The sequence below is a fragment of the Solwaraspora sp. WMMA2080 genome (assembly GCF_027497395.1).
Classification (GTDB): Bacteria; Actinomycetota; Actinomycetes; order Mycobacteriales; family Micromonosporaceae; genus Micromonospora_E.
This window is the reverse complement of record NZ_CP114910.1, coordinates 3,343,364-3,365,557: the sequence shown is the minus strand read 5'-3', so window position 1 is coordinate 3,365,557 and position 22,194 is coordinate 3,343,364. Positions and strand designations below refer to the sequence as shown.

Genomic DNA, 22,194 nt, shown 5'->3' with positions numbered 1-22,194 from the left:
TCCGGACGTTCTACTTCCGGTACTGTCTGCGTCGTGCGCACCGGACCGAGCCGACCGCCCGCGCCGTCCGGACGCTCGAAATCCTGCGGGAACGCCCCGGCACCACCGCCGACCAGCTCGCCGCCGCCCTGGGCGTGACCGAGCGGGCCGCGCGACGCTACATCGGCATCCTTCCGGGAGGCCGGCATCCCGGTCGAATCGGTGCGCGGCCCGTACGGCGGCTACCGGCTCGGCCGGGGCACCCGGCTGCCGCCGGTGGTCTTCACCCAGGAACAGGCCCTCGGCCTGGTCATGGCCGTACTCGACGGGCAGCCCGCCGCGATCGACCCCGACGACCCGATCGGCGCGGCACTCAGCAAGGTCATCCGGGCGCTGCCCGACAACATCGGACGGCAGGCGGCGGCCCTGCGGGGGTACGCCTCGGCCGCCCCCGACCGGCATTCGGCCCGTACGGACCCGACCACCACGAACGCCCTGGTCACCGCCGTCGCCGAGCGGTGCCGCGTCCTGATCACCTACCGGGGCGGCAGCGGCGAGCAGTGGGACGCCGAGGTCGACCCGTGGGCGGTCGTGGTGCGGCACAGGCGCTGGTACCTGCTGTGCCACTCGCACCGCGCCGACGCGGTACGCACGTACCGGATCGACCGGGTCCGGGCCGTGCGGCAGCTGCCGCACGGCTTCACCCCGCCCGACGACCTGGACCCGGTCGCCGCGCTGGAGGTCCATCTCGGCGCCGGCTGGCAGTACCGCACCCGGGTCGTGTTCCACGCGCCGCACGAGCGGGTCGCACCGTGGATCCGGCCACCAATGGGCCGCCTCACTCCGGCCGGCGACCGGTGCGTTCTGGTCGGCAGCACCCGGAACCCCGCGATGTACGCCCAGGAGTGGCTGGCTGCCGTTCCGTTCGACTTTACTGTGGAAGAAGGCCCCGAGCTGCGGGCGGCCGTCGCCACGGTCGCGGCCCGCTTCAGCGCGGCTCTCTCGCCCGCGCCGGACCCGCCGCCGCTGGACGGACGACCGAACCAGCGCCGGACAGATTAGCGAATACCGTGACGAGGAGTGACTTGCGGCGGCGCATCCTGCATTACTCCCGATTCTGGACAGATCTGTCATGCAGGTAGGAGAGCGCCGGGTCATCGTGCTGGGCGCTGTCAATCGTCACTACCGCTACTGAGCGTTAGGTGCGAGGGGCGGGCACACTGTGCGGGTGAGCATCGTTGGTTGCCTCCTACCGTCGCGCCTCTCCGACACCGACCGGGTGCCGGTGGTACGGCGATGACCACCCCCGGGTCGGGTGCCATCCTGACGATGGTCGAGGCGATCAGCCGGACCCGCGACCTTGGTGAGTTCGCGGAGGCCGGCTGTCGCGAACTGTTCCGCCTCGTGCCCTGTGTCAGTACGTCGTACACGGAGGTCAACCTCAGGACCAAGATGGTGTCCGGATACCTGTGGCCGTACCCGGGCGTCGAATGGTTCGAGCGGCACGCCGCACTGCTCGGCCGCCTCGCGCTAGAGAACCCGTTGATCGCCCACATGTCTAGCGGCGACGGCTCGGTGGTGTCCTGGGCGGACGTCGACCCGGACGACACATTCCGCCAGACCGAGCTCTTCCGGGAGTTCTACGCCGTGAACGGCGTCGAGAGTCAGGTCGCACTGGGCGTCCTCAACCAGCCCGGGTTGGTGACCGCCTTCACGGTCAACCGCGACGGCACTCCGTTCAGCGCTGACGAGCATCAGGTCCTCGGCGACCTGCGTCCGCACCTGATCAACCTGCACCGGCTGGTCAGCGGGTCGGGACGGGCCCGCGCCAACGACCTCCTCCTGACAGCGGACGGTTGGACCGGGGTCCGGCTCGCCGAGGGCGGCACGGTGCTGACCACGAGCGTGGAGGCAGTGGCGATCGGTGACCGGCTCGGGCTCGACCTGCGCGTTGGAGCCGACCTCACCTCGACGTCGTTCTGGCGGCGGCTCCGCGAGACCATCGGGTCGCGCTGGCAGGTCGGCAGGATGACGAGACCGATCCAGCTCGGTGCCGCCGATTGCCCGGTCGAGGCGATGGTCGCCACGACGGCAGTCGGCCCGTACTCGCTGATGTTCCGCGACCGGGACGCCGTGCGGCGCCGCCGCTGCCAGGAGTTGGGCCTGACCGGCAGGCAGGCCGAGATCGCCCGGCTGGTCATCGCCGGCGCGACCAACGCGCAGATCGGCAGGGCGCTGGGCATCACCGCCTCCACGGTGCGCAAGCACCTGGAGGCGACGTTCCGCGTTGCCGGCGTGCAGTCCCGGGCGGCTCTGGTTGCGGCGCTGCTCGGATCCCGGCTGACGGGCGGGCCGGATGGTTTCCAGGAGTCACGGCTTGTCGAGAACGCAGACGATCTCCATCTCGACCGATGAGCCGGCGCTGGTCGAGCCCACCAGCCGCACCAGTGCGATGTCCGCACTCGTGCCCTCGGTGACCGGCCCGGTGACGTCGATCGAGTCGAAGGTGCTCTTGAAGCCGCTTTCGCTGTTGACGTGCCGGAACGACCGATTTGAGATGGCGGTGAACGACTGGGCGTCGGGGTCGCCGGAGTCGAAGTTGTCGACGCCGAGGATGAGCCGGACGTCCTCGGCGAACGGATCCGGGACGGGCTGCGCACCGAAACTCCTGGTGAACTCGCACTCGCCCTCGAAGTCCTCGTGGGTGGTGCCGGCGATGGTGACCGTCCCGGTGCCTTCGTCTGATCGCTCGTAGCCGTCGCCGGGCGGGGTGTCGGACCCCGGTTGCGTGTCGGCAGCCGCAGCGGTCCCGTCGTCGCGACTGGCGGTCGTATCGTCGGGCTCGGTGAGGGAGCCCGAATCGGCGCACCCGGCCAGGGCGATCGTCGAGAGGGCGGCTATGAAGGCGAGGCGGGACCGGAACTTGACCATGGTCGCACCTTAGGGACGGACGGCGCGCCGGCCAACGGGACGAACGTCGTATTGCGCCGGCCACGGCCCGAAGGGGGTCCGGTGAAACCGGACCCGGCCTGGTCCGAGCTGAACCACAGCGGCCTACCGTTGGTGATGACAGCGACCCCGCCGCCGGAGCGCAGCAGCGGCCGGGCTGCGGGGTCAACCGGTTGGTTGATGCGCGGATCGACCGACCTCGGTGCCGGCTGGGCGATCCGGCAACCCCGGCGGCGGGCCACGCTGGTCCCCATGGGCATCATCGAGGTGACGAACCTCCACAAGCGCGGGTCGGGAGAACGTCCGTCGGGCCCAGGTGCGCAGGTCGGTGGTGGGCAGGCCGAGCGCCTGGGCGATCTCCGGACACGCGGGGGAGCCGTTCTCGTTGATCTGCTCGGCGGCGTTGACCGCGAACGGCGGCAGCCCGCGTTCCACCGCTTCCTCCGGGGTGAGGACCGGGGTGGTGACGGTCCGACCGGTGACCTCGCTGAGGATCGCGGCGACCTCGGTCATCGTACGCAGGTCGCTGGCGAGTTCCACGTCCAGACCGTCGAGGGTGCCCGGCGTGGTGAAGGCGGGTGGCCGCGGCGTGGCCGATGTCGTCGACCGCCACCCAGACGATGCGGGTGTCCTCGGCGAAGGCGGTGACGATGGTGCCGCTGGACCAGTCGCCGAACATGTAGGACCAGCCGATCAGGTTCTCCATGAAGGTCGCGGGCTTGAGGATGGTCCAACGGGCGAAGCCGCCGGTGCGTACCAGTTCGTCGACGGCCGCCTTGCTCTCCCAGTAGTGCCGTTCCCAGCGACCCTCGGCCCAGCCGGGCTGGTTGCGGTGAAAGTCGCCAGCGCCGGCGACGCTGCTGTGGACGAACTGTGCCACGCCGGCCTTGCGGGCGGCCTCGACGACGTTGCGGCCCCGGCGGAGCTCGGCGTCGCCCTGCAGATTACGGGATGGAGAAGACCCCGTCGGCCCCGGTGGCGGCGGCGAGCAGCGACGCGGGGTCGTCCAGGTCGCCCCGGACCAGGGCGCGCACCGCGACACCCCGGTCGAGCAGGGCCCGGGCGGTGGCCCCGCCCTGCTTGCCGGTCGTGCCGATGACAAGGACGGTCAAGCTTCCTCCTGGGTGAGTGGGGTGGTGCCCCGCCGGACGCCGGCCAGGCGCTGACGACCTGGCTGTGCGAGCTGGCGGCGTACAACGCGACCACCCGTGGCCTGGTCGCCTCGCTGCTGCAGGAGCCACCGGAGGACGAGTCCTGCTGCGCGATGCTCGTGGCGGCCGGCGAACCGCTGCTGCGACGGGCCGTCGACAACGGAGCCGTACGCCCGGACGTCGCGATGGCCGACCTGGTGACCCTCGTCAACGCGATCGCGCTGGCCACGGAATCGGCCAGCGCGGCCGAGGCGCAACGGCTGATTGCGAGCAGGTACGCCCGCAGGTCGGGGTGCTGGCCGAACTTGGCGAGGTTGCCGCCGTACGGCCAGCGACGGCTGAGCCCGCAGGAGGTCGGGCTTTGGCGGCGAGGCTGTAGCACCTCGTAGCACAGCTGTTAGGCTGTGCTTATGGCTGAACCGATGCCGAGAGAGATCACCCAGCGCGAGCTACGCAACGAGTCCGGTGCGATCATGCGCGGCGTCGAGCGCGGCGAGTCGTACGTCATCACCCGCAACGGCACCCCGATCGCCCGGCTCATCCCACTGCGCCGACGGACCTTCGTCCCACGGGCCGAGGCGATGGCGGCCTTCGCCACTGCCCCCGTCCTCGACGCAGAGCGGCTCCGGGCTGACCTCGACGACGCGGTCGACCAGGATCCGTTCGATCGTGACTGGTGAGAACTTGACTGATGCACCTGCGGGTCGTGGCCTGATCGACACGAACATCGTCGTGCATCTGGCCGCGCTCGACCCCGACCACCTGCCGAACGAACTCGTGATCAGCGCGGTCACCCTCGCGGAGTTGTCGGCCGGCCCGCATCACACCGATGACCCGGCCGAGCGGGCGAGGCGACTCAACGTCCTGCAGCACGCCGAGGCCACCTTCGACCCATTGCCGTTCGACGCGGAGGCCGCCCGTGCATACGGGATGATCTGCGCGGCCGTGCTCGGCACCGGCCGTAAGCCTCGGCGTCGGCTCGCCGATCTGATGATCGCCTCGGTGGCGACGGTCAACGGGCTACCGCTCTACACGACCAACCCGGACGATTTCGTCGGCTTGGCCGACCTGGTCGACGTGCGGTCGGTTCCGCGTCCCTGACCATTCCTACCGGGGCCGTCGCGGGTCACCGGATCCGCGTACGGTCGGCGGTCACCCGTCTCCTCCTGCTCAGTCGAGGCAGAACTCGTTGCCCTCGACGTCCTGCATGACGAGGCACGACTCGCTGACACCGTCGGCGCGCAGCAGCCGTACGCGTACCGCGCCGAGCGCGACCAGTCGGGCGCATTCGGCCTCGAGTGCGGCCACGCGCTCGTCACCGACGAGACCAGTGCCGACCCGTACGTCGAGATGCAGCCGGTTCTTGACGGTCTTGCCTTCGGGCACGCGCTGGAAGAACAGCCGTGGACCCACCCCGGTGGGATCGACGCAGGCGAACGCCGAGCCCTGACGCTCGGGCGGCAGTGCGCGGTCGAAGTCGTCCCAACCGGCGAACCCCTTCGGGGGCGGCGGTACGACGTACCCCAGCGCCTCGCACCAGAAGCGGGCGACGCGCTCCGGTCGTGCGCAGTCGAAGGTGATCTGGAACTGCTTGACCGACGCCATCAGCCCACCATAGAGGTGTTTCCTTCCTCGTCCGCCCTGGGCACGCCCCGGCGGTACATCGGCTTGATGCCTCTCGTCGGATCAGCAGCTGAAGGCCAGCGCGGCATGGAGGTGCCCTGCGGTGTCCTCGTCGAACGCTACGAGCCGGATCCGTTCGACGGTGGTCGGGGTGGCCGCGAGGGTCACGGCGGCGATCCGGGCGGCCTGGTCGGCGGGGAAGCCGTACACGCCGGTGGCGATCGCGGGGAAGGCGATCGCCCGCACGTCGAGTCCATCGGCGACCCGCAGACTGCGCCGGTAGCAGGAGGCCAGGATGTCGGCTTCGCCGTGGCCGCCGCCTTCCCAGACCGGCCCGACAGTGTGGATGACGTGCCGTACCGGCGGGTCGAGGTCGAACGCCGGCGTAGCCTTGGCGTCGCCCGGCTCGCAGGGGGCGATCGCGCCGCCGGCCCGCGCCAGGCGGGGGCCGGCCGCACGGTGGACGGCCCCGTCGACACCACCGCCGCCGAGCAGTGACTCGTTGGCGGCGGTGACGATGGCGTCGACGTCCACACGGGTGATGTCGCCGACGACGACCTCGATGACTGCCACGACGCGATCCTGGCACACCGGCCGGGAATATGAAGCTGCCGCTGTGGTGACCCGCCGAGCGGGAACCTAGCCGGTGGTGGCGGACAGACACAGGACATGACGACGGTCCTACGCGCCCGGACGCGGGCCGGTGACCCCGCCGCCTTCGGCGAGCGTTGGCCGGTCTGACCGTCGTCGGCCTGGCGTTGAACCCCGGCGGCGATCCGGCCGGCCCAGCGGGCACCACCGCCGGTCCCGACCAGTCCGCCGCCGGCCCGGCGCAGGTCGCCGACCCGACGCCGGCACCGCCGAGGGCGCGACGGTGCTGCTCGACGAGATCGCGCTGGTCGCCGCCACCCGGGCCACCGGCCCGGTACGGCCGGACCAGTTCATCTACATCGAAAGCCAGATCGCCGACACGTACGAAGCCCTCAACGCGGACACCGGCGAAACCCCGACTGGTACGCCAAGGCTGCACAAGCGTCAGGTGCGGCTGTCGCCGGACGGCCACCGTGGCTGGCTGGTCGACGAGTTGAACGAGCCGGCCGGCATCGCCCTCGACAGCGACGCGGTGCCGCATTTCGGCGCGTACGACCGGCTGACCACGCTGCCGATCGATCCGGAGGTGCTGCTGGAGTGGATCTACGCCGAGACGCGGGGGCAGGGCAACCACCCGGACCACCAGGCGTTCACCACCATCGGCGACGATGGGACCGACGCGATCGGTCGCAGCGGCGTCGCGGTGGCCCGGGTGGAGGAAGGCACCGGCGTCCGCCACGAGTGGATCTTCGACCGGGAGGACCACACCTACCTCGGGTCGCGGTCGGTGTACACCACGGCGGTGCCGGACAGCATCATCCCGGTCGGCACGGTGACGTTCAGCCAGGCGGTGGTGCGGCGGACCGTTGTCGACGAGCTGAAGCAGTTGCCGTAACGGAAGAAGCAGCGGCCCGCCACTGCGCCGGGGGTGACGGAGTGTTCGGCCCGGAACCGCTTGATGAAGTAGCTGACGTCGGGGTATCCGACCCGGTGGCTGATCGCGGCCACGGTCAGCGAGGTCTCGGTGAGCAGCACGCGGGCCTGCTGCATGCGCCGTTCGCTCAGGTCGAAGACGGCCGCGAGCAGCGGTTCGTCCGAGGCGCGCAGTTGGTCGGCGACGCTGGTCGACAACCGGGCCGCCTCCACCAGCAGCAGGGTCAGATGGGCGAGCGCGGCGTCCTGGTGGCCGTCGCGTCGCACCCGCAGCTCCTCGGCGAGCGCGGCGAAGCGCCCGGACCAGGTCGCCCGGTCGTCCGGGGGTACGTGCAGCCGCTGCGCCCGGTCGGTGCCCCGGGCGAACGGGAACAGCAGCGGGTGGGTCCGCCACGAGGCGTACGCCCCGGCGGTCCCGGGCCGGACCGCGTCGGCGGGGAACCACACCACCCAGCCGTCGATGTCGAGCTGTTCGGGCCGTTCGCCGAAGGAGACGACCTGGCCCGGGGCGACGATGAGCAGATCCCCCGTCGGTCACCGGCCAGGTCCGATCGTCGATGCACACCGTTGCGTCGGTCCTTCGGCGTAGCAGAGCGCGACGAATTCGTGGGTGTGCGCGTCGGCGGGAAGCCGGATCCGAACTTTGTCGCATCGTCTTCACACCCTCACCGATGTCGCGCTGCGGTCAGTGGCCGATGCTGGGAAGAGTGACCGAATCTCGTCCGACATTAGGAGAGTGACATGACCGGACAGGGCAGCGGCAGTCGTCCGCACCAGCACTACCTGCCCGCGATGGGGCGGCAGTGGTTGCTGCCGATCTACGACCCGTTCAGCCGGCTCGTCGGCGTGGGGAGGATGCACCAGCAGTTGCTCGACCGGGCCGAGATCCGGCCCGGCCAGCGTGTGTTGGAGATTGGCTGCGGCACCGGCAACCTGCTGCGGGCGCTGCTGCGCCGGCAGCCGGACGTCGATGCCGTCGGCATCGACCCGGACCAGGGCGCGCTGCGGCTGGCCCAGCGCAAGGCCGCCCGCGCCAAGCTGCCGATCCGCTACGAGGTCGCCTTCGCCGGCGACCTGCCGCTGCCCGACGCCAGCGTCGACCGGGTGCTGTCCGCGCTCATGATGCACCACCTGTCCGATGAGGAACGGGGCCGCGCGCTGCGGGAGGTCCGCCGGGTGCTGCGCCCCGGCGGTCAGCTGCACGTCGTCGACATCGACGGTACGGCCCCGGGCCACGGGTCCGGATGTCTGCACAACGACCCCCGGTTGGTGGCCAGCCGGCCCGAGCGGGTGCTGGCCGCGCTGGCCGAGGCCGGCCTTACCGGCGGTACGGAGAACGGCCGCAGCCGCGGTCGACTCGGTCGAATCGCCAGCTTCGTCTTCTACCGCGCCATGGGCCCGACGGAGCGTGGCAAATAGGGCCGGCGGCGCGGTAGCACCCTGCCCAGGCGCCAAGTGGGTCGCGCCAGTCAGGCATTTTGCCCCCATGATCACTTAACGTTCTGCTGGGCGCCACGCCGATGCTCTCCCAGCTGCAGGTTGAGTGATCATGCTGAACCACAGTCGGCGGGTGAGACGTGCGGTGTTCGTCTGCCGGACAACTCGGCGCAGCGCGCTGGAAAGACTTATATCGATCTAATGATTGGCATGAGTGGATCACGCCCCCACCGCTGCCATCACACACCCGACGACCACCAGACAGGCCAGATACCGTACGGCCAGATCGACCCCGCCTCGCACCCGGCCGGTGGCCTCGGACGCAGATCGATGCTGGCCGCCGCCGGCGGCATGCTGATGCTCGCCGCCGTCCCCGGCACCGCGCGGGCCGCCACCGCGATGACAGCCGGTGCGACGTCGGCCGGCGCGACGGCGGTGGCCGCACCCGGCGCCTCCCGGGCGTCGCGGATCAGCCAGGGGACCACCCTGGTCCACGCCGACCTGCACAACCACACCGTCATGTCCGACGGGGACGGCAGCGCCGACGACGCGTTCGCCTCGATGCGCGAGGCCGGGCTCGACGTCGCCGCGCTCACCGACCACGCGACGATGTTCGCCATCAGCGGGCTCAGCCAGTCCGAGTGGCGGGCCACCGGAGACCTCGCCAACGCGGCCGACGACCCCGGTCAGTTCACCGCGATCCGTGGCTTCGAGTGGTCGCACCCGTTGCAGGGTCACATCAACGTGTGGAACACCTCGGACTTCGCCGACCTGCTGCGGGCCGGCAGCCCCGGCAGCCTTTACCGGTGGCTGACCGGTCGGCCCGGCGGCCTGGCCAGCTTCAACCACCCGGGCCGGGAGATCGGCCGGTTCGACAACTTCTCGTACGACGCCTCGGCGCGGCAGCAGCTCGTCGGCCTGGAGATGTTCAACCGGACCGACGACTACCTGTTCGAGGGCTGGTCGTCCTGGGTGGCATCGCCGCTGGTGGCCTGCCTCAACGCCGGCTGGCGGCCCGGTCTGACCGGGGTCACCGACGAGCACGGCACCACTTGGGGCTTCCACGAAGGCAAGGGCCGAAGCGGTCTGTGGGTCGCCGAGAACACCCGCGCGGCGGTGTTCGAGGCGATGGCGGCCCGCCGCTGTTTCGCCACCCGGGTGTCCGGCCTGCGGCTCGACGCGGCCGCCAACGGCGTACGGATGGGAGGGGTCCTCGGTCTGGCCGCCGGTGACGTCCGGTTCCAGGTGGACCTGGACCGGGGAGCGGTCTGGGACGGCAAGCCGCTGCGGATCCAGGTGCTGCGTCCCGGGACGTCGGTGCCGACCGTCGTCGACGTCGTCGACACCGTCTCCGGGTCGGTCGCCGACTTCACGGTGCCGCTCGACGTCGCCGACGGCGACTGGATCGTGCTGCGGGTCTCCGACCCGGAGCTGGCCAACCCGACGCCCGGCCCGGCCGGGCACCCGTGCAACGACTTCGGGGTGGCGTACAGCAGTCCATGGTGGCTGCAGCCCTGATCAGAGGTTGCGGAGGCAACGTCGGTAGGCACCCGGACCAGTTTGAGGGATAGCCCCTATGTAGAGGACCGAGTATGGTCCACGTATGACTGAGCGTGTCCGGGTCACCACCAGCGTGGCTCAGGTGTTGGCGGTACTACTCGACGATCCGCAGGCCGGCCGGTACGGCCTGGAACTCATGCAGGCCACCGGCCAGCCCAGCGGCACCTTGTATCCGATCCTGGCCCGGCTGCAGGAGGCGGGCTGGCTACGGGCCGACTGGGAGGACATCGACCCCAGCAGAGAAGGACGGCCTGCCCGGCGCTACCACCGCCTGACGCCGGAGGGGGCGGTGGCGGCCCGCGCCGAGCTCGCCGCCCTGCGGGCGAAACTGCGCCCGCGCGGCGCCGGTGGCACCCGGGCCGCCGACGCCGCGACCTTCACGTCGGCGCCGGGGTGGTGAGCACCTTGACGCAGCGGATCGCCGATTGGCTGCTGGCCGTGGCGGCACGGCGTTGGCCGGCACACCTGCGCGAGGAGATGAGCCGGGAGTGGGCCGGCGAGTTGTACGCACTCGGCCATGAGGAAAGCGCTGTCGCTGCGCTGCGGAAGTGGCGGCAGCTCCGCTTCGCGGCCAGTCTCGCGCTCGCCCGCCCACCGGGTGCGGATCCGGTACCGCTGCCCCGGCTGCCCAGACCCTCACCCACCCAGATACACGCGGGATGGCTGTTCCTTGCGCCGCTGTTCGTGCTGGTCACGGCAGCGATGGCGGTGTCCTCCCTGGCCTGGCCGACCGACGCGGTGGCGCGTACACCGATGGCCTCGGTCATTACCTTCTTCGTCGTGAGCTATGTGGCTTACATCCTTATCGCGGCAGTCGTCGGCACGCTGTTGGCCCGGCGGCTGCTGCGACGACGTGCCGGCCGGCCGGTCAGCCCGGCAGGCTGTGGGTGGGCGACCCTACCCGTGACAGCCGGCCTGCTCACCCTCGATGTGCTGGCCCGTAGTGCGAACAGGGTCTGGGACGGCTCCTGGTTCGCCGTCGTCGTGGCACTGTGTCTGTCGGTGCTGCTCCCGCCGGTGGCGGCGGGCGTCGCGGCGCTGTCCCGCCGCAGGCGTCTGGTGTCGGCCGTCGGCCTGGCCGTGCTGGCCGCTCCCGCCCTGATGCTGGTCAGCGCCTACACGATGGTGCTGGTGGCACCCCAGACACCGGCCGAAGCGGCGGGTCAGCCCTGGTGGTGGCTCACCAATCTGGTACGCGAACCGATCCTGCTGTTGACGTACGACGCCTTCGACACCTCGTTGCCGATAGAGGCTGCCCTGGCGATCCTGCCCAATCTGACCCTCGTCTCGGTGGTGCTTGCCCTGGCCCACGCGATCAGACTCGCCCGGCCGATCGAGGCCGCCGCGACCAGCACGTCGACGGCACCCGATCCCGGCCGGGGCATCCCCGGTCAGCGTGGGTCCGAACGGATCAGCCCGACCGTGACCAGCCCGACCGTGACCAGCACAGGTTTGACCAGCCAGACCCCGGCTGTCGCACGTGGCCCGTGGTGGCACCGCACCGCCCTCGCCGGTGCGGTCTACTCGGTCCTGGCCTGGGCGGTCACCTTGGCCTACCTGACCCCCAACATCGGGGTACAGAACTCCTGGACGGGCCCTCTACCGAACGGCTCATGGCCGTCCTCGGAGCCCGCCGGCTGGCAGGGGTGGTCGACCCAGGAGGGGCGGGTGTGGATGCACGAGTTGCAACTGTGCGGCATCGTGTGTGCCGCGCTGTGCCTGTTGTGCGCCGCCGCCTACCGAGGCCGACCACTGCGACCGACGCTTGCCGGCTCGGTCGTACTGCTGGGAGTCAACATGGTGGTGGTGCGCGGCGGTTGGGCGGATGCTCGGCTGCTGCCCTGGCTCGCTGCGGGTGGGCTCGTTGTCGGCATCGTGGTCTGGGCGGCTTCGACCCGTCCGGCCATGACCAGACGGCCGCCCGCGCGACCACGTCGCCTCGTCGTCACCATCACGGTGCTGGCCGCGTTCCTCGTCCCGGGCGGCTTCCTGGCCCGGCTCTACATCGTGCCCGGGGTATCGGCTCCCCCGTCCCTGCTGCTGGTCGCGGTGGGCCTGCCCACCGTACTGACGGTGATCGCCGTCATGGGTGTCCTGGCCACGTCGAGGCGCCGGCCGCGCCGGCCGTTCTGGCGGCTGCCAACCGCTCTCGCCCTCACCACGGCAGTCGGTGGTGTCCTCTTCTTCCAGTACACGCCCGAACCCACTTTGAACGGGCAACGTCCTTTGATCGATTTCCTGGTCGTCACCCTGCCCGTAGCCTTCGCGGTCCCCGCAGCGGCCTGGGCCGTCGTCGGGATACACAGCCGGTCATCCTCCCCGCGACGCGTCGGCCTGCACCTGCTTCTCACCGTGCCACTGTTGATCGTCGGGTTCCTCATCACGCCCGGCACGGTCTTTGCCGCACTTGCCCTGTCCCGGCTCGCGCTCTTCCCGATGGAGTACGGGCGAGCCTACGACGGCATCACCTACCTGCCCGGCGCGATCGCCGTCGGGCTGCTGCTCGGATACGTCGCCGCCACCCGCCTCGACCGCGCTCGGTCGGCACCGGCAACCGCGCCGGACACCCACGACAGCCTGGCACCCGCTCAGCATCCGTCGGCCTGAATCGGGCGCTGATGCCCGGTCAGGACCTGCTGCGGATCGGCGGGCCTCCGGCCGGGGGTAACGACGACGCCGGCCCGGGTTGTCGTCCGCCACCTCGACGCAGTGTCACGCCATCGGTTCGGGGTTGATGCCACAGGTGCATTTTGATGCACCTGTGGCATCAACTCTGCGGAGACACCTTGGGTTCCCGAGCCGTGTGCCCGGCGCGGCGCGACTCAGGCGAGGCGTCGCCGTCCACGACGGTGATCACGACGTTGCCGACCTTGTGCCCGCTGTCGACGTATCGGTGGGCCTCGACAATCTCGGCCAACGGGTAGCTGCGGTCGATGACGACCCGGAGCCGGCCGTCGCCGAGCAGGTCCCGCAGCGCGGCCAGGGCGGCGTGCTTGCGTACCGACATGCCGGTCCGGATCCGCCGGCCGCCGGCGACGGCCGTGCCGGCCGCCAGCAGGCTGTTCGTCATCAGCCCGGTCGTCGGCAGGTAGCAGCCCCGCCGGGTGAGCACCGGCCGGCACCGGGCGAACGAGCTGCGACCGACGGTGTCGAAGACCACGTCGTAGCGTTCGCCGCTGGCGCTGAAATCCTCGGCGGTGTAGTCGAACACCCGGTGTGCGCCGAGCGAGCCGACCAGTTCGGCGTTGCGGCCGCTGCACACGCCGTGCACCTCGGCGCCAAAATGCTTCGCGAGCTGGACAGCGTACGTGCCGATGCTGCCGGAGGCACCGACGACCAGCACCTTCTGACCGGGACGCAGGTCGGCCAGGTCGTGCAGGAAGTGCCAGGCGGTGGTGAAGCCGTCGACGGTCGCAGCCGCCTGCGGATACGTCACGTTCGCCGGCATCGTCGTCATCGACGCCCGCTCCGGCAGGCACTTGTACTCGGCGTTCGCCCCGACGCCGAAGCCGGTGAAGCCGAAGACCCGGTCGCCGACCCGGAACCGGTTGGCCGCCGGCCCGGTCGCGGTGACCTCGCCGGCGAACTCCAGCCCGAGCACCCGGATCCCCTTGCGGGGGCGCCGCAGACCGATGATCGCCCGACCCCACCGGGGCTCACCCCGGCGCATCCCGCACTCGGCGGACGTCACAGTGGTGGCGTGCACCCGGACCAGCACCTGGTCGCCACGGGGCACGGGGGTCGGCAGGTCGACCTGGGTGAGTACGTCGGGCGGGCCGTACGCGTCGAACATCACCGCTCGCATGTGGCGATGATGGTGCAGGCACGCTGTGAGCGTGCTGAGAGGGAGCGGGACCACCTCCGATCACCAGGACAGCAGCGGTACCTGGCTGTCCGTACCGAGGTGTTCAGACGTTCGGCCAATCCCATGATCCGCCGGTGTCCGACCGCCGTACCCCGAGTTGCGACAGGTGCAGGACAACCCTATTGACCTGCGTAAACACCCCTGTGGCGACGAGGAAGGGCAGCAGGATCGTGACAGGACAGACAGCATCGACGGCGGCCTACCGGTCGCCGCGCGGGCGGCGGCGCCGCCCGCGCAACCGGCCGGGCTGGCTCCGGCTGCGGAACCTCTTCGTGGGCGGCGCGGCGGCGGCGGCGATCTCCGCCGGCGTCGTACTGGCGCCGACCGCGCAGGCGGCGGAGAGCCCGTTCGAGCGGGGACCGGCGCCGTCGGCGGCCAGCATCACGGCGGCCAACGGTCCGTTCGACATCGACGAGACGGTGGTACGTCGTTCCCAGGCCTCGGGCTTCGGGGGTGGGACCATCTTCTTCCCGACGTCGACCACGGAGGGCACCTTCGGCGGGGTGGTGATCGCGCCCGGTTTCACCGCCCGGCAGTCGTCGATGGCGTGGCTGGCGCCGAGGCTGGCGTCGCAGGGCTTCGTGGTGTTCAACATCGACACGAACACGACGACCGACCAGCCGGCCAGTCGGGGCCGGCAGATGCTGGCCGCGCTGGACTTCCTCACTCAGGACAGTCCGGTGCAGGACCGGGTTGATGCCGACCGGTTGGCAGTTATCGGACACTCGATGGGTGGGGGAGGAGCTCTGGAAGCGGCGGACGCCCGGCCGGAACTGCGGGCAGCCATCCCGTTGACCCCGTGGAACCTCACCAAGAACTGGTCCGACCTGCAGGTGCCGACGATGATCATCGGCGCAGAGCGGGACGGCATCGCTTCGGTACGGCGCCACTCGGAACGGTTCCACGCGAGCTTCCCGGACGACCTCGAGTCGGCGTATCTGGAACTGCGGGGTGCCAGCCACTTCGCGCCCAACATCCCGAATGCCACGATCGCCTCGTCCAGTGTCGCCTGGTTGAAGCGGTTCGTCGACGACGACCTGCGGTACGAGCAGTTCCTCTGCCCGTCGCCGGCCGACGACCGCGCCTTCTCCGAGTACATCGACAGCTGCCCGCTGCTCTGATTGGGTAGGACGTGCCGGACCCGGGGGCGGCCGGGAACGGCACGGTGCGCGAGGATGAGCAAGTGGAAGCTCTCAGACTCGTACTGCTCTACGCCCACCTGATCGGGTTCGCGTTGCTACTCGGTGGGGCTGTCGCCCAGTGGTTCAGCGGTCGCATCCGGATCAACCCGGCGATGCTCTGGGGCGCGGTGATCCAGGTCGTCACCGGCATCGGGCTGTCCGCGCCGTTGCGGGACGGCGCCGAGCCGGCCCCGGCGAAACTCGTTACCAAACTGGTGCTCGGGCTCGCCATCCTGGCGATGGTCTTCTTCTCCCGTAAGCGCGAATCGGTCAACAAGGGGCATTTCCTGGCGATCATCGTGCTGACGTTGGTCAACGCCGCCGTCGCCGTCTTCTGGCGCTGACGCCACGCCACCGTACCGCGACCGACCGTGCCGTCACCTGCCCCGGTCACGACCGGGTGAACCGCCGACGACCCGCTGCCGCCCCTTATAGGGTCGGCGGCGGGAGCGACCCTGCGGATCCGCGGGTGATCTCCCGCGCGGGAGAGTTACGCGAGGGTAACGGCGGCTCAACAGTCGTGCACGATTGTCGGCCGGTGGACGGGACCGCGCGTACGCTCCCGTCCAAAGTACGTCCGGTCCGACCGGCCGGGTGGGGACGCGATGCCGCGACAGTCTGCGGTGTGCAATGGAAGGAGACCGTCTTGCGCGCTACGCGTGGGATGCGGATCGTCTCGATGATCGCGGCGGGTGGGCTGGCGCTCACCGCTGCCGCGTGCGGCGAGGCACCCGATAACGAAGGCACGGACGGCACCGGTGGCGAGCCCACCGAGGCGTACAAGGCGTGCATGGTGACCGACGTCGGCGGCATCGACGACCGGTCCTTCAACGCCTCGGCCTGGGCCGGGATCGAGGCGGCGCAGAGCGAGAACGACGCGGTCGACGGCGACTACGTCGCCTCCAGCGCCGAGGCCGACTACGAGCCGAACCTGACCGGCTACGTCACCGGGGACTGCGACTTCATCCTCGCCGTCGGCGGCCTGATGCGCGACGCCACCATCGCGGTCGCCGAGGCCAACCCGGACCAGCAGTTCGGCATCGTCGACGCCACGACCGACCTGGCCAACGTCTACCCGATGCAGTTCGACACCGCCCAGGCCGCGTTCCTCGCCGGCTACCTGGCGGCCGGCTTCTCCGAGAGCGGCATCGTCGGCACCTACGGCGGCCTGCCGATCCCGCCGGTGACCATCTTCATGGACGGCTTCGTCGACGGCGTCGCCCACTACAACGAGGTCAAGAGCGCCGACGTGCAGGTGCTCGGCTGGGACAAGGCGACCCAGAACGGCTCGTTCACCAACGACTTCGTCAAGCAGGACGAGGGCAAGAAGGTCGGCGACAGCCTGGTCGCCCAGGGCGCCGACGTGATCATGCCGGTCGCCGGGGGCGCCGGGCTCGGCACCGCCGCTGCCGCGCAGGCCGCCGGTGGCGCGTACAGCGTGATCTGGGTCGACGTCGACGGCTGCCAGAGCGCCGAGCAGTACTGCGACACCTTCCTGACCACCGTGGTCAAGAACATCCCGGACGCGGTGAAGCAGGCCGTGCTGGCCGGCGCGAACGGCGACGAGCTCGCCGCCGACCCGGGCTACCTGGGGAACCTGGAGAACAACGGCGTCTCGCTGGCCCCGTACAACGAGTTCGACGACCGCGTCTCCGACGAGCTGAAGGCCGAGGTCGAGCAGCTCAAGGCGGACATCATCGCCGGCACCATCGAGGTCACCTCCGACGCGCAGCCGGAGTAGCCGGCGGCCGGCGTGCCGGGGCTGCCCCGGCACGCCCCGCGAGCGACACCCCGCCCCTGTCACCGGGGTCCACAGACCCCGGTGACAGGGGCGGCCTCAGCCATCGACCCCTCCGGGCACCCGCCGGTGGCCCGGAGTCTCCCCGGGAGGCTCCGCTGAGACTCGAACTGCGCGGCATCACCAAACGCTTCGGCGACCTGGTCGCCAACGACCACATCGACCTGACCGTCGAGCCCGGCGAGATCCACGCCCTGCTGGGCGAGAACGGCGCCGGCAAGTCGACCCTGATGAACGTCCTCTACGGGCTGCTGCAGCCGGACGAGGGCGAGATCCTGGTGGACGGCACCCCGATCAAGATCCGCAGCCCACGGGACGCCATCACCGCCGGCATCGGCATGGTGCACCAGCACTTCATGCTGGTGCCGGTGCTCACCGTGGCGGAGAACGTCATGCTCGGTGCCGAACGCACCCGGGGCGGGCTGCTCGGCTTCCTCGACCAGCGCCGGGCCCGCGCCGAGGTGGCCGACGTCTCGAACCGGTACGGCCTGGCGGTCGAGCCGGACGCGGTGATCGAGGACCTGCCGGTCGGCATCCAGCAGCGGGTGGAGATCGTCAAGGCGCTGACCCGCGACGTCGACCTGCTGATCCTCGACGAGCCGACCGCTGTGCTCACCCCGCAGGAGACCGAGGACCTGCTGACCGTGATGCGGTCGCTGAAGGCGGCCGGCAAGTCGATCGTCTTCATCACCCACAAGCTCGGCGAGGTGAAGGCGATCGCCGACCGGATCACGGTGATCCGGCGGGGCCGTACGGTCGCCACCGCCGAGCCGACCGCCAGCCGCGACGAGTTGGCCGCGCTGATGGTCGGCCGCAGCGTCAGCCTCACCGTGGACAAGTCCCCGGCGCAGCCGGGCGGGCCGGTGCTCGAGGTGGCCGGCCTGGTCGTCGACGACGAGCGCGGCGTGCGGGTGGTCGACGGGGTCGACCTGACCGTACGGGCCGGCGAGGTGCTCGGCATCGCCGGAGTGCAGGGCAACGGCCAGACCGAACTCGTCGAGACGATCATGGGTCTGCTGCCGGCGGCGGCCGGCACGGTCACCCTCAACGGCGAGCGCATCGACGGCTGGAGCACCAAACGGGTGCTCCGTGCCGGGGTCGGCTACGTGCCGGAGGACCGCAGCGTCGACGGCGTGGTCAAGGAGTTCACCGTCGCCGAGAATCTGGTGCTCGACCTGTACGACCAGCCGCCGTTCGGATCCGGTCTGGCGCTGCGGCCGGCGGCCATCGCCGCCTCCGCGACCGAGCGGATCGCCCAGTTCGACATCCGTACGTCCTCGGGTCAGGCGGCGGTCGGCACCCTGTCCGGCGGCAACCAGCAGAAGGTGATCGTGGCCCGGGAGCTGAGCCGGCCGCTGAAGCTGTTCATCGCCGCCCAGCCGACCCGGGGCGTCGACGTCGGCTCCATCGAGTTCATCCACGGCCGGATCGTCGACGAACGCGACGCCGGCACCGGCGTCCTGGTCGTCTCCAGCGAACTGGACGAGGTGATCGGGCTGGCCGACCGAATCGCGGTGATGTACCGCGGCCGGATCATCGCCGTGGTCGGACCGGACACCCCACGGGAACAGATCGGCCTGCTGATGGCCGGGGTCACCGGCGGGACCGAGCAAGAAGGGACGCAATGAGCAGCGACAACGGCTCGTCGGCCGGTTCGCCGGACAAGCCGCCCGCCGAAGCCGGTGACTCCCTCGGCCAGCGCTTCCTGCACAACCTGTGGGCCGCCAACACCGTCACCGTGACGGTGCTCGCCCTGCTGCTGGCCGTCGTCATCGGCGGCGTACTGATGATCATCTCCGACCCGGAGGTGCTCGCCACCTACACCTACTTTTTCGCCCGCCCGGGTGACGCGCTGTCCGCCAGCTGGACCCTGGTCAGCGAGGCGTACGCCAACCTGTTCAAGGGCTCGGTGATCGACCCGGCGGCGGTACGGTCCTTCTTCGCCGGGGACACCGAGTGGTCGACGGTGTTCCGGCCGATCTCCGAGACGCTGACCTACACCGCGCCGCTGGTCTTCACCGGGCTGTCGGTGGCGTTGGCCTTCCGGGGCGGCCTGTTCAACATCGGCGCTCAAGGGCAGGCGATCATCGGCGTCGTGGTGGCCGCGCTGGCCGGCTTCCTGCTGCCGCTGCCGCTGGTGCTGCACGTGGTCGTCGCGGTGCTGGCCGGGGCGCTCGGCGGCGCGCTGTGGGGCTTCTTCCCCGGTTTCCTCAAGGCCCGTACCGGCGCCCACGAGGTGATCACCACGATCATGCTCAACTACGTGGCGCTGTACTTCCTCACCTGGATCATCGTGCAGCCCGGGGTGCAGAACCCGGACCGGCCGGACGCGATCAGCCGGCCGGTGGACACCACCGCCCAGCTGCCCCGGCTGCTCGGCGACGGGCTGCGGGTGCACGCCGGCATCCTGCTGGCGGTCGTCGTCACCGCCGCCGTCGCGTGGCTGCTCAACCGGTCCACGTTCGGCTTCGAACTGCGCGCCGTCGGCGCCAACCCGGACGCCGCGCGGACCGCCGGGATCAGCGTCACCGGCACCTACGTACTGCTGATGGTGGTCGCCGGCGGGCTCGCCGGGCTGGGCGGCGCCAACATGGTGCTCGGCAGCACGGCGAACGCGTTGACCCCGCTGGTCGCGGCCCAGATCGGCTTCGACGGCATCCTGGTCGCCCTGCTCGGCCGGGTCAAACCGTGGGGTGTCGCGCTGGCGGCGCTGCTGTTCGGGGCGCTGCGGGCCGGTGGCAACGCGATGCAGTCGGGTTCCGGTATCTCACTGGAACTGGTCACCGTGCTCCAGGCGTTGATCGTCATCTTCATCGCCGCCCCCGCCCTGGTGAAGGCGATCTTCCAGCTCCGGGCGGCCCGGTCCGCCCGGTTGCAGACCAGCATGGCGAAGGGCTGGTGACCGCGTTGTCCACCATGATCGCAACTGACGCCCCGGTGGCGGTGGTGCAACGGTTCTGGAACCGTACCCGGATCAGCGGCGCCGTCCTGGTCGCCGCCGGCGTGGTCGCGGCCGCCGTCTTCGGCTCGCTCGCCGCCGAGCAGCAGGCCCGGTTCACGCTCAGCGAGACCGCCGGCGGGGCCGCGCTGCGGATCCCCGGCAACCTGGGCGCGGTGCTGTTCGGCCTGGCGACCCTCGCCGCCGGTGCGCTGCTGCTCAGCCCGTACGGTGCCCGCTGGTTCCGCTGGCTGCTCGGCGTCGGCATCGTCGGCTTCGTGGTCAGCTTCCTCTGCTGGCAGATCTCCACCGCGCCGACCGGGCAGAACTTCATGCCGATGGTCAACATCGTCCGGGGCACCTTCCTGCTGGCGTTGCCGCTGGTCTTCGGCTCGCTGGCCGGGGTGCTCTGCGAACGCTCCGGGGTGGTCAACGTGGCCATCGAAGGACAGCTGCTGATGGGTGCGTTCGCCGGTGCGCTGATCGGCACCATGTCCGGCAACGTCTGGGTCGGGCTGATCGCCGCCGCGTTCGGCGGGGCGTTCATCTCGCTGCTGCTGGCCCTGTTCGCCATCCGCTACCTGGTCGACCAGGTGGTCATCGGCATCGTGCTGAACCTGTTCGCGATCGGCCTGACCGGCTTCCTCTACGAGCGGCTGATGCAGACCGACCAGCCGGCCTACAACCAGCCGCCGCACTTCGGCACCTGGGAGATCCCGCTGCTGTCCGACATCCCGGTGCTCGGGCCGGCGCTGTTCCGGGGCAGCATCTTCCTCTACCTGGCGCTGATCCTGGTCGTGGTGATCAATGTGGCGCTGTTCCGGACCCGGTGGGGGCTGCGGACCCGGTCGATCGGCGAACACCCGATCGCGGCGGACACCCTCGGCGTACGGGTGCTGGGATTGCGTTACCGCAACGTGCTGCTGGCCGGCATGGTGGCCGGGATCGGCGGCGGGTCGTACACCCTGCTGCTCTACTCGTTCACCAAGAACATGATCGGCGGCAAGGGCTTCATCGCCCTCGCCGCGATGATCTTCGGCCGGTGGAGTCCCACCGGGGCGCTGCTGGCGTCGCTGTTCTTCGGCTTCGCCGACCAGCTCGGTGCCTACCTGGGGGCGATCAGCAGCGCCATCCCGAGCCAGTTCCTGGCGATGCTGCCGTACCTCGCGACGCTGCTCGCGGTCGCCGGACTGGTCGGCCGGGTACGGGCACCGGCCGCCGACGGCAAGCCCTACATCAAAGCCTGATCAACGCCGGTTACCGTTTACTACTGGCCGGTCAGGTCCGGTCGTGCGAACCGGGCCGACCGGCCGGTGGCGGTGGCCGGTGCAGGTGAGGAGGGCAGTCGTGGAGATCGACTGGGTGGAGCTGCGGCGGGCCGCGACCGAGGCGATGCGGCACGCGTACGCGCCGTACTCGAACTTTCCGGTCGGCGCGGCCGGGCTGGTCGACGACGGCCGGGTGGTCGTCGGCTGCAACGTCGAGAACGCCGCGTACGGCGTGGTGCTCTGCGCCGAGTGCGGTGTCGTCTCGTCGCTGCACAGCACCGGCGGCGGCCGGCTGGTGGCGTTGTCCTGCGTCGGCGGGGACGGCCAGCCGCTGATGCCGTGCGGCCGCTGCCGTCAGCTGTTGTGGGAGCACGGCGGGCCGGAGTGCCAGGTCGAGGCGCTGCCTGCGCCGTTGACCGTGGCAGAGCTGCTGCCGCACGCGTTCGGCCCGGCGGACCTCGCGGCCGCCGCGCTCGCCCCGGGCGTCGGCGTCGGCCGGGGCACCGGACGCGGTGCCGGTCGTGGCGTGGCGGAGCGGGACCGGGTCGGCCCCGAGCACGTCGGGCGGGCCGACGCCGCCGGCCGCCCGGTGGTGGCACCGGACACCGCGGTGCCGGCCCGGCTGGCCAAGTGGCGGGGCCGGGGCACCGTCTTCGTGCACCCCGATTCGGCCGGCGGCGAGCTGGTCTGGACCGGCTACTGGGAACGGTCCGAATCCACCGGCGAGGCGGCCGGCTCGGGCATCCTGGAGGAGGCGCCGAGCTGGCCGTCGGCCGAGTCGGTGGTGGCCTGGGGCCGGGCGCGCACCCACCGGGTGGTGGTGGTCGACGCCGACGGCGGGGTCTCCTGGGCCGGCGAAGGCGACCCGCCGACCGAGGTGAGCACCCGCTGGACCAGCTGATCGAGCGCGGTAGCACCGCG

Annotated in this window: 22 protein-coding genes and 3 pseudogenes; 17 read left to right on the top strand and 8 right to left on the bottom strand. The window is 70.9% G+C overall.

The features are described from left to right. Positions 1 to 134: 134 nt before the first annotated feature. Both O7543_RS15270 and O7543_RS15265 read left to right on the top strand, forming a co-directional pair. Positions 135 to 1,041, top strand: a pseudogene (locus O7543_RS15270) (WYL domain-containing protein). Positions 1,042 to 1,275: 234 nt separating this feature from the next. Continuing rightward, a complete protein-coding gene (locus O7543_RS15265; RefSeq protein WP_281553208.1) occupies positions 1,276 to 2,394 on the top strand; it encodes a helix-turn-helix transcriptional regulator in 1,119 nt (372 codons plus the stop codon). On the opposite strand, the gene O7543_RS15260 is transcribed toward O7543_RS15265, so the two are convergent. The 4 genes and pseudogenes from O7543_RS15260 to O7543_RS15245 all read right to left on the bottom strand — a co-directional run bounded on the left by O7543_RS15260 (position 2,350) and on the right by O7543_RS15245 (position 4,040). Then, positions 2,350 to 2,910, bottom strand: coding sequence for a hypothetical protein (locus O7543_RS15260; RefSeq protein WP_281553209.1), 561 nt, complete (start codon positions 2,908 to 2,910; stop codon positions 2,350 to 2,352). The genes O7543_RS15265 and O7543_RS15260 overlap by 45 nt on opposite strands. 183 nt (positions 2,911 to 3,093) lie before the next feature. Next, on the bottom strand, positions 3,094 to 3,468 hold the full coding sequence (locus O7543_RS15255; protein ID WP_281555828.1) for a hypothetical protein: 375 nt from the start codon (positions 3,466 to 3,468) through the stop codon (positions 3,094 to 3,096). A gap of 88 nt (positions 3,469 to 3,556) precedes the next feature. Then, positions 3,557 to 3,808 (bottom strand): annotated as a pseudogene (locus O7543_RS15250) (NmrA/HSCARG family protein); the annotation flags it as partial. A 64-nt stretch (positions 3,809 to 3,872) separates the two neighbouring features. Further along, positions 3,873 to 4,040 carry an NmrA family NAD(P)-binding protein gene (locus O7543_RS15245; protein ID WP_281553210.1) on the bottom strand — a complete coding sequence of 56 codons (168 nt, stop codon included), beginning with the start codon at positions 4,038 to 4,040 and terminating at the stop codon, positions 3,873 to 3,875. An 8-nt stretch (positions 4,041 to 4,048) separates the two neighbouring features. Here O7543_RS15245 and O7543_RS15240 point away from each other — a divergent pair, with 8 nt between their 5' ends. From O7543_RS15240 to O7543_RS15230, 3 genes are read left to right on the top strand one after another with little or no spacing between them, the layout of a single operon-like run. Beyond that, positions 4,049 to 4,468, top strand: a complete 420-nt coding sequence (locus O7543_RS15240) for a hypothetical protein (RefSeq protein WP_348650135.1) — start codon at positions 4,049 to 4,051, stop codon at positions 4,466 to 4,468. A 21-nt stretch (positions 4,469 to 4,489) separates the two neighbouring features. Further along, positions 4,490 to 4,759 carry a type II toxin-antitoxin system prevent-host-death family antitoxin gene (locus O7543_RS15235; RefSeq protein WP_281553212.1) on the top strand — a complete coding sequence of 90 codons (270 nt, stop codon included), beginning with the start codon at positions 4,490 to 4,492 and terminating at the stop codon, positions 4,757 to 4,759. 4 nt (positions 4,760 to 4,763) lie between these two features. Next, complete coding sequence (locus tag O7543_RS15230) at positions 4,764 to 5,180, top strand: type II toxin-antitoxin system VapC family toxin (RefSeq protein WP_281553213.1); 417 nt, start codon at positions 4,764 to 4,766, stop codon at positions 5,178 to 5,180. A gap of 69 nt (positions 5,181 to 5,249) precedes the next feature. Here the strand turns inward: O7543_RS15230 and O7543_RS15225 are convergent, their stop codons facing one another. Both O7543_RS15225 and O7543_RS15220 read right to left on the bottom strand, forming a co-directional pair. Then, complete coding sequence (locus O7543_RS15225) at positions 5,250 to 5,684, bottom strand: VOC family protein (RefSeq protein WP_281553214.1); 435 nt, start codon at positions 5,682 to 5,684, stop codon at positions 5,250 to 5,252. An 81-nt stretch (positions 5,685 to 5,765) separates the two neighbouring features. Continuing rightward, a complete protein-coding gene (locus O7543_RS15220; RefSeq protein ID WP_281553215.1) occupies positions 5,766 to 6,275 on the bottom strand; it encodes a macro domain-containing protein in 510 nt (169 codons plus the stop codon). A 301-nt stretch (positions 6,276 to 6,576) separates the two neighbouring features. Here O7543_RS15220 and O7543_RS15215 point away from each other — a divergent pair, with 301 nt between their 5' ends. Further along, positions 6,577 to 7,188 carry a hypothetical protein gene (locus O7543_RS15215; protein ID WP_281553216.1) on the top strand — a complete coding sequence of 204 codons (612 nt, stop codon included), beginning with the start codon at positions 6,577 to 6,579 and terminating at the stop codon, positions 7,186 to 7,188. Here O7543_RS15215 and O7543_RS15210 read toward each other — a convergent pair. Further along, positions 7,133 to 7,862: pseudogene (locus O7543_RS15210) on the bottom strand (helix-turn-helix transcriptional regulator). The gene O7543_RS15215 and the pseudogene O7543_RS15210 overlap by 56 nt on opposite strands. Positions 7,863 to 7,967: 105 nt before the next feature. On the opposite strand from O7543_RS15210, the gene O7543_RS15205 reads away from it, so the two are divergent. From O7543_RS15205 to O7543_RS15190, 4 genes are all read left to right on the top strand, one after another. After that, entirely contained in the window at positions 7,968 to 8,645 is a 678-nt protein-coding gene (locus O7543_RS15205) for a class I SAM-dependent methyltransferase (RefSeq protein WP_281553217.1), read from the top strand. Between the two features lie 348 nt (positions 8,646 to 8,993). Next, on the top strand, positions 8,994 to 10,181 hold the full coding sequence (locus O7543_RS15200; RefSeq protein WP_281553218.1) for a CehA/McbA family metallohydrolase: 1,188 nt from the start codon (positions 8,994 to 8,996) through the stop codon (positions 10,179 to 10,181). Positions 10,182 to 10,266: 85 nt separating this feature from the next. Further along, positions 10,267 to 10,623, top strand: coding sequence for a PadR family transcriptional regulator (locus O7543_RS15195; RefSeq protein ID WP_281553219.1), 357 nt, complete (start codon positions 10,267 to 10,269; stop codon positions 10,621 to 10,623). A gap of 5 nt (positions 10,624 to 10,628) precedes the next feature. Continuing rightward, entirely contained in the window at positions 10,629 to 12,830 is a 2,202-nt protein-coding gene (locus tag O7543_RS15190) for a hypothetical protein (RefSeq protein WP_281567114.1), read from the top strand. A gap of 160 nt (positions 12,831 to 12,990) precedes the next feature. Here the strand turns inward: O7543_RS15190 and O7543_RS15185 are convergent, their stop codons facing one another. Further along, positions 12,991 to 14,028: an NAD(P)-dependent alcohol dehydrogenase gene (locus tag O7543_RS15185; protein ID WP_281553221.1), complete on the bottom strand. Its 1,038-nt coding sequence runs from the start codon at positions 14,026 to 14,028 to the stop codon at positions 12,991 to 12,993. Between the two features lie 356 nt (positions 14,029 to 14,384). Here O7543_RS15185 and O7543_RS15180 point away from each other — a divergent pair, with 356 nt between their 5' ends. The 7 genes from O7543_RS15180 to O7543_RS15150 all read left to right on the top strand — a co-directional run bounded on the left by O7543_RS15180 (position 14,385) and on the right by O7543_RS15150 (position 22,174). Beyond that, entirely contained in the window at positions 14,385 to 15,209 is an 825-nt protein-coding gene (locus tag O7543_RS15180) for an alpha/beta hydrolase (RefSeq protein ID WP_281555426.1), read from the top strand. Between the two features lie 62 nt (positions 15,210 to 15,271). Beyond that, positions 15,272 to 15,613 carry a hypothetical protein gene (locus O7543_RS15175; protein ID WP_281553222.1) on the top strand — a complete coding sequence of 114 codons (342 nt, stop codon included), beginning with the start codon at positions 15,272 to 15,274 and terminating at the stop codon, positions 15,611 to 15,613. Between the two features lie 320 nt (positions 15,614 to 15,933). Further along, positions 15,934 to 17,010: a BMP family ABC transporter substrate-binding protein gene (locus tag O7543_RS15170; protein WP_281555427.1), complete on the top strand. Its 1,077-nt coding sequence runs from the start codon at positions 15,934 to 15,936 to the stop codon at positions 17,008 to 17,010. Between the two features lie 155 nt (positions 17,011 to 17,165). Then, on the top strand, positions 17,166 to 18,695 hold the full coding sequence (locus O7543_RS15165) for an ABC transporter ATP-binding protein (RefSeq protein WP_281555428.1): 1,530 nt from the start codon (positions 17,166 to 17,168) through the stop codon (positions 18,693 to 18,695). Next, on the top strand, positions 18,692 to 19,969 hold the full coding sequence (locus O7543_RS15160) for an ABC transporter permease (protein WP_281553223.1): 1,278 nt from the start codon (positions 18,692 to 18,694) through the stop codon (positions 19,967 to 19,969). The genes O7543_RS15165 and O7543_RS15160 overlap by 4 nt, the downstream gene beginning before the upstream one ends. A 14-nt stretch (positions 19,970 to 19,983) precedes the next feature. Next, complete coding sequence (locus O7543_RS15155) at positions 19,984 to 21,252, top strand: ABC transporter permease (protein WP_281555429.1); 1,269 nt, start codon at positions 19,984 to 19,986, stop codon at positions 21,250 to 21,252. Positions 21,253 to 21,352: 100 nt separating this feature from the next. Then, the gene (locus tag O7543_RS15150) at positions 21,353 to 22,174 is read left to right on the top strand and encodes a cytidine deaminase (RefSeq protein WP_281553224.1); all 822 of its coding nucleotides are present in this window, start codon (positions 21,353 to 21,355) and stop codon (positions 22,172 to 22,174) included. The last annotated feature ends 20 nt before the right edge of the window (positions 22,175 to 22,194 follow it).

Bases quoted from the DNA above. Each gene is read 5' to 3' on its own strand.
- O7543_RS15265 (WP_281553208.1), top strand. From the start codon at position 1,276: ATGACCACCCCCGGGTCGGGTGCCATCCTGACGATGGTCGAGGCGATC.
- O7543_RS15260 (WP_281553209.1), bottom strand. From the start codon at position 2,910: ATGGTCAAGTTCCGGTCCCGCCTCGCCTTCATAGCCGCCCTCTCGACG.
- O7543_RS15235 (WP_281553212.1), top strand. From the start codon at position 4,490: ATGGCTGAACCGATGCCGAGAGAGATCACCCAGCGCGAGCTACGCAAC.
- O7543_RS15225 (WP_281553214.1), bottom strand. From the start codon at position 5,684: ATGGCGTCGGTCAAGCAGTTCCAGATCACCTTCGACTGCGCACGACCG.
- O7543_RS15205 (WP_281553217.1), top strand. From the start codon at position 7,968: ATGACCGGACAGGGCAGCGGCAGTCGTCCGCACCAGCACTACCTGCCC.
- O7543_RS15200 (WP_281553218.1), top strand. From the start codon at position 8,994: ATGCTGGCCGCCGCCGGCGGCATGCTGATGCTCGCCGCCGTCCCCGGC.
- O7543_RS15195 (WP_281553219.1), top strand. From the start codon at position 10,267: ATGACTGAGCGTGTCCGGGTCACCACCAGCGTGGCTCAGGTGTTGGCG.
- O7543_RS15185 (WP_281553221.1), bottom strand. From the start codon at position 14,028: ATGCGAGCGGTGATGTTCGACGCGTACGGCCCGCCCGACGTACTCACC.
- O7543_RS15170 (WP_281555427.1), top strand. From the start codon at position 15,934: ATGCGGATCGTCTCGATGATCGCGGCGGGTGGGCTGGCGCTCACCGCT.
- O7543_RS15160 (WP_281553223.1), top strand. From the start codon at position 18,692: ATGAGCAGCGACAACGGCTCGTCGGCCGGTTCGCCGGACAAGCCGCCC.
- O7543_RS15155 (WP_281555429.1), top strand. From the start codon at position 19,984: ATGATCGCAACTGACGCCCCGGTGGCGGTGGTGCAACGGTTCTGGAAC.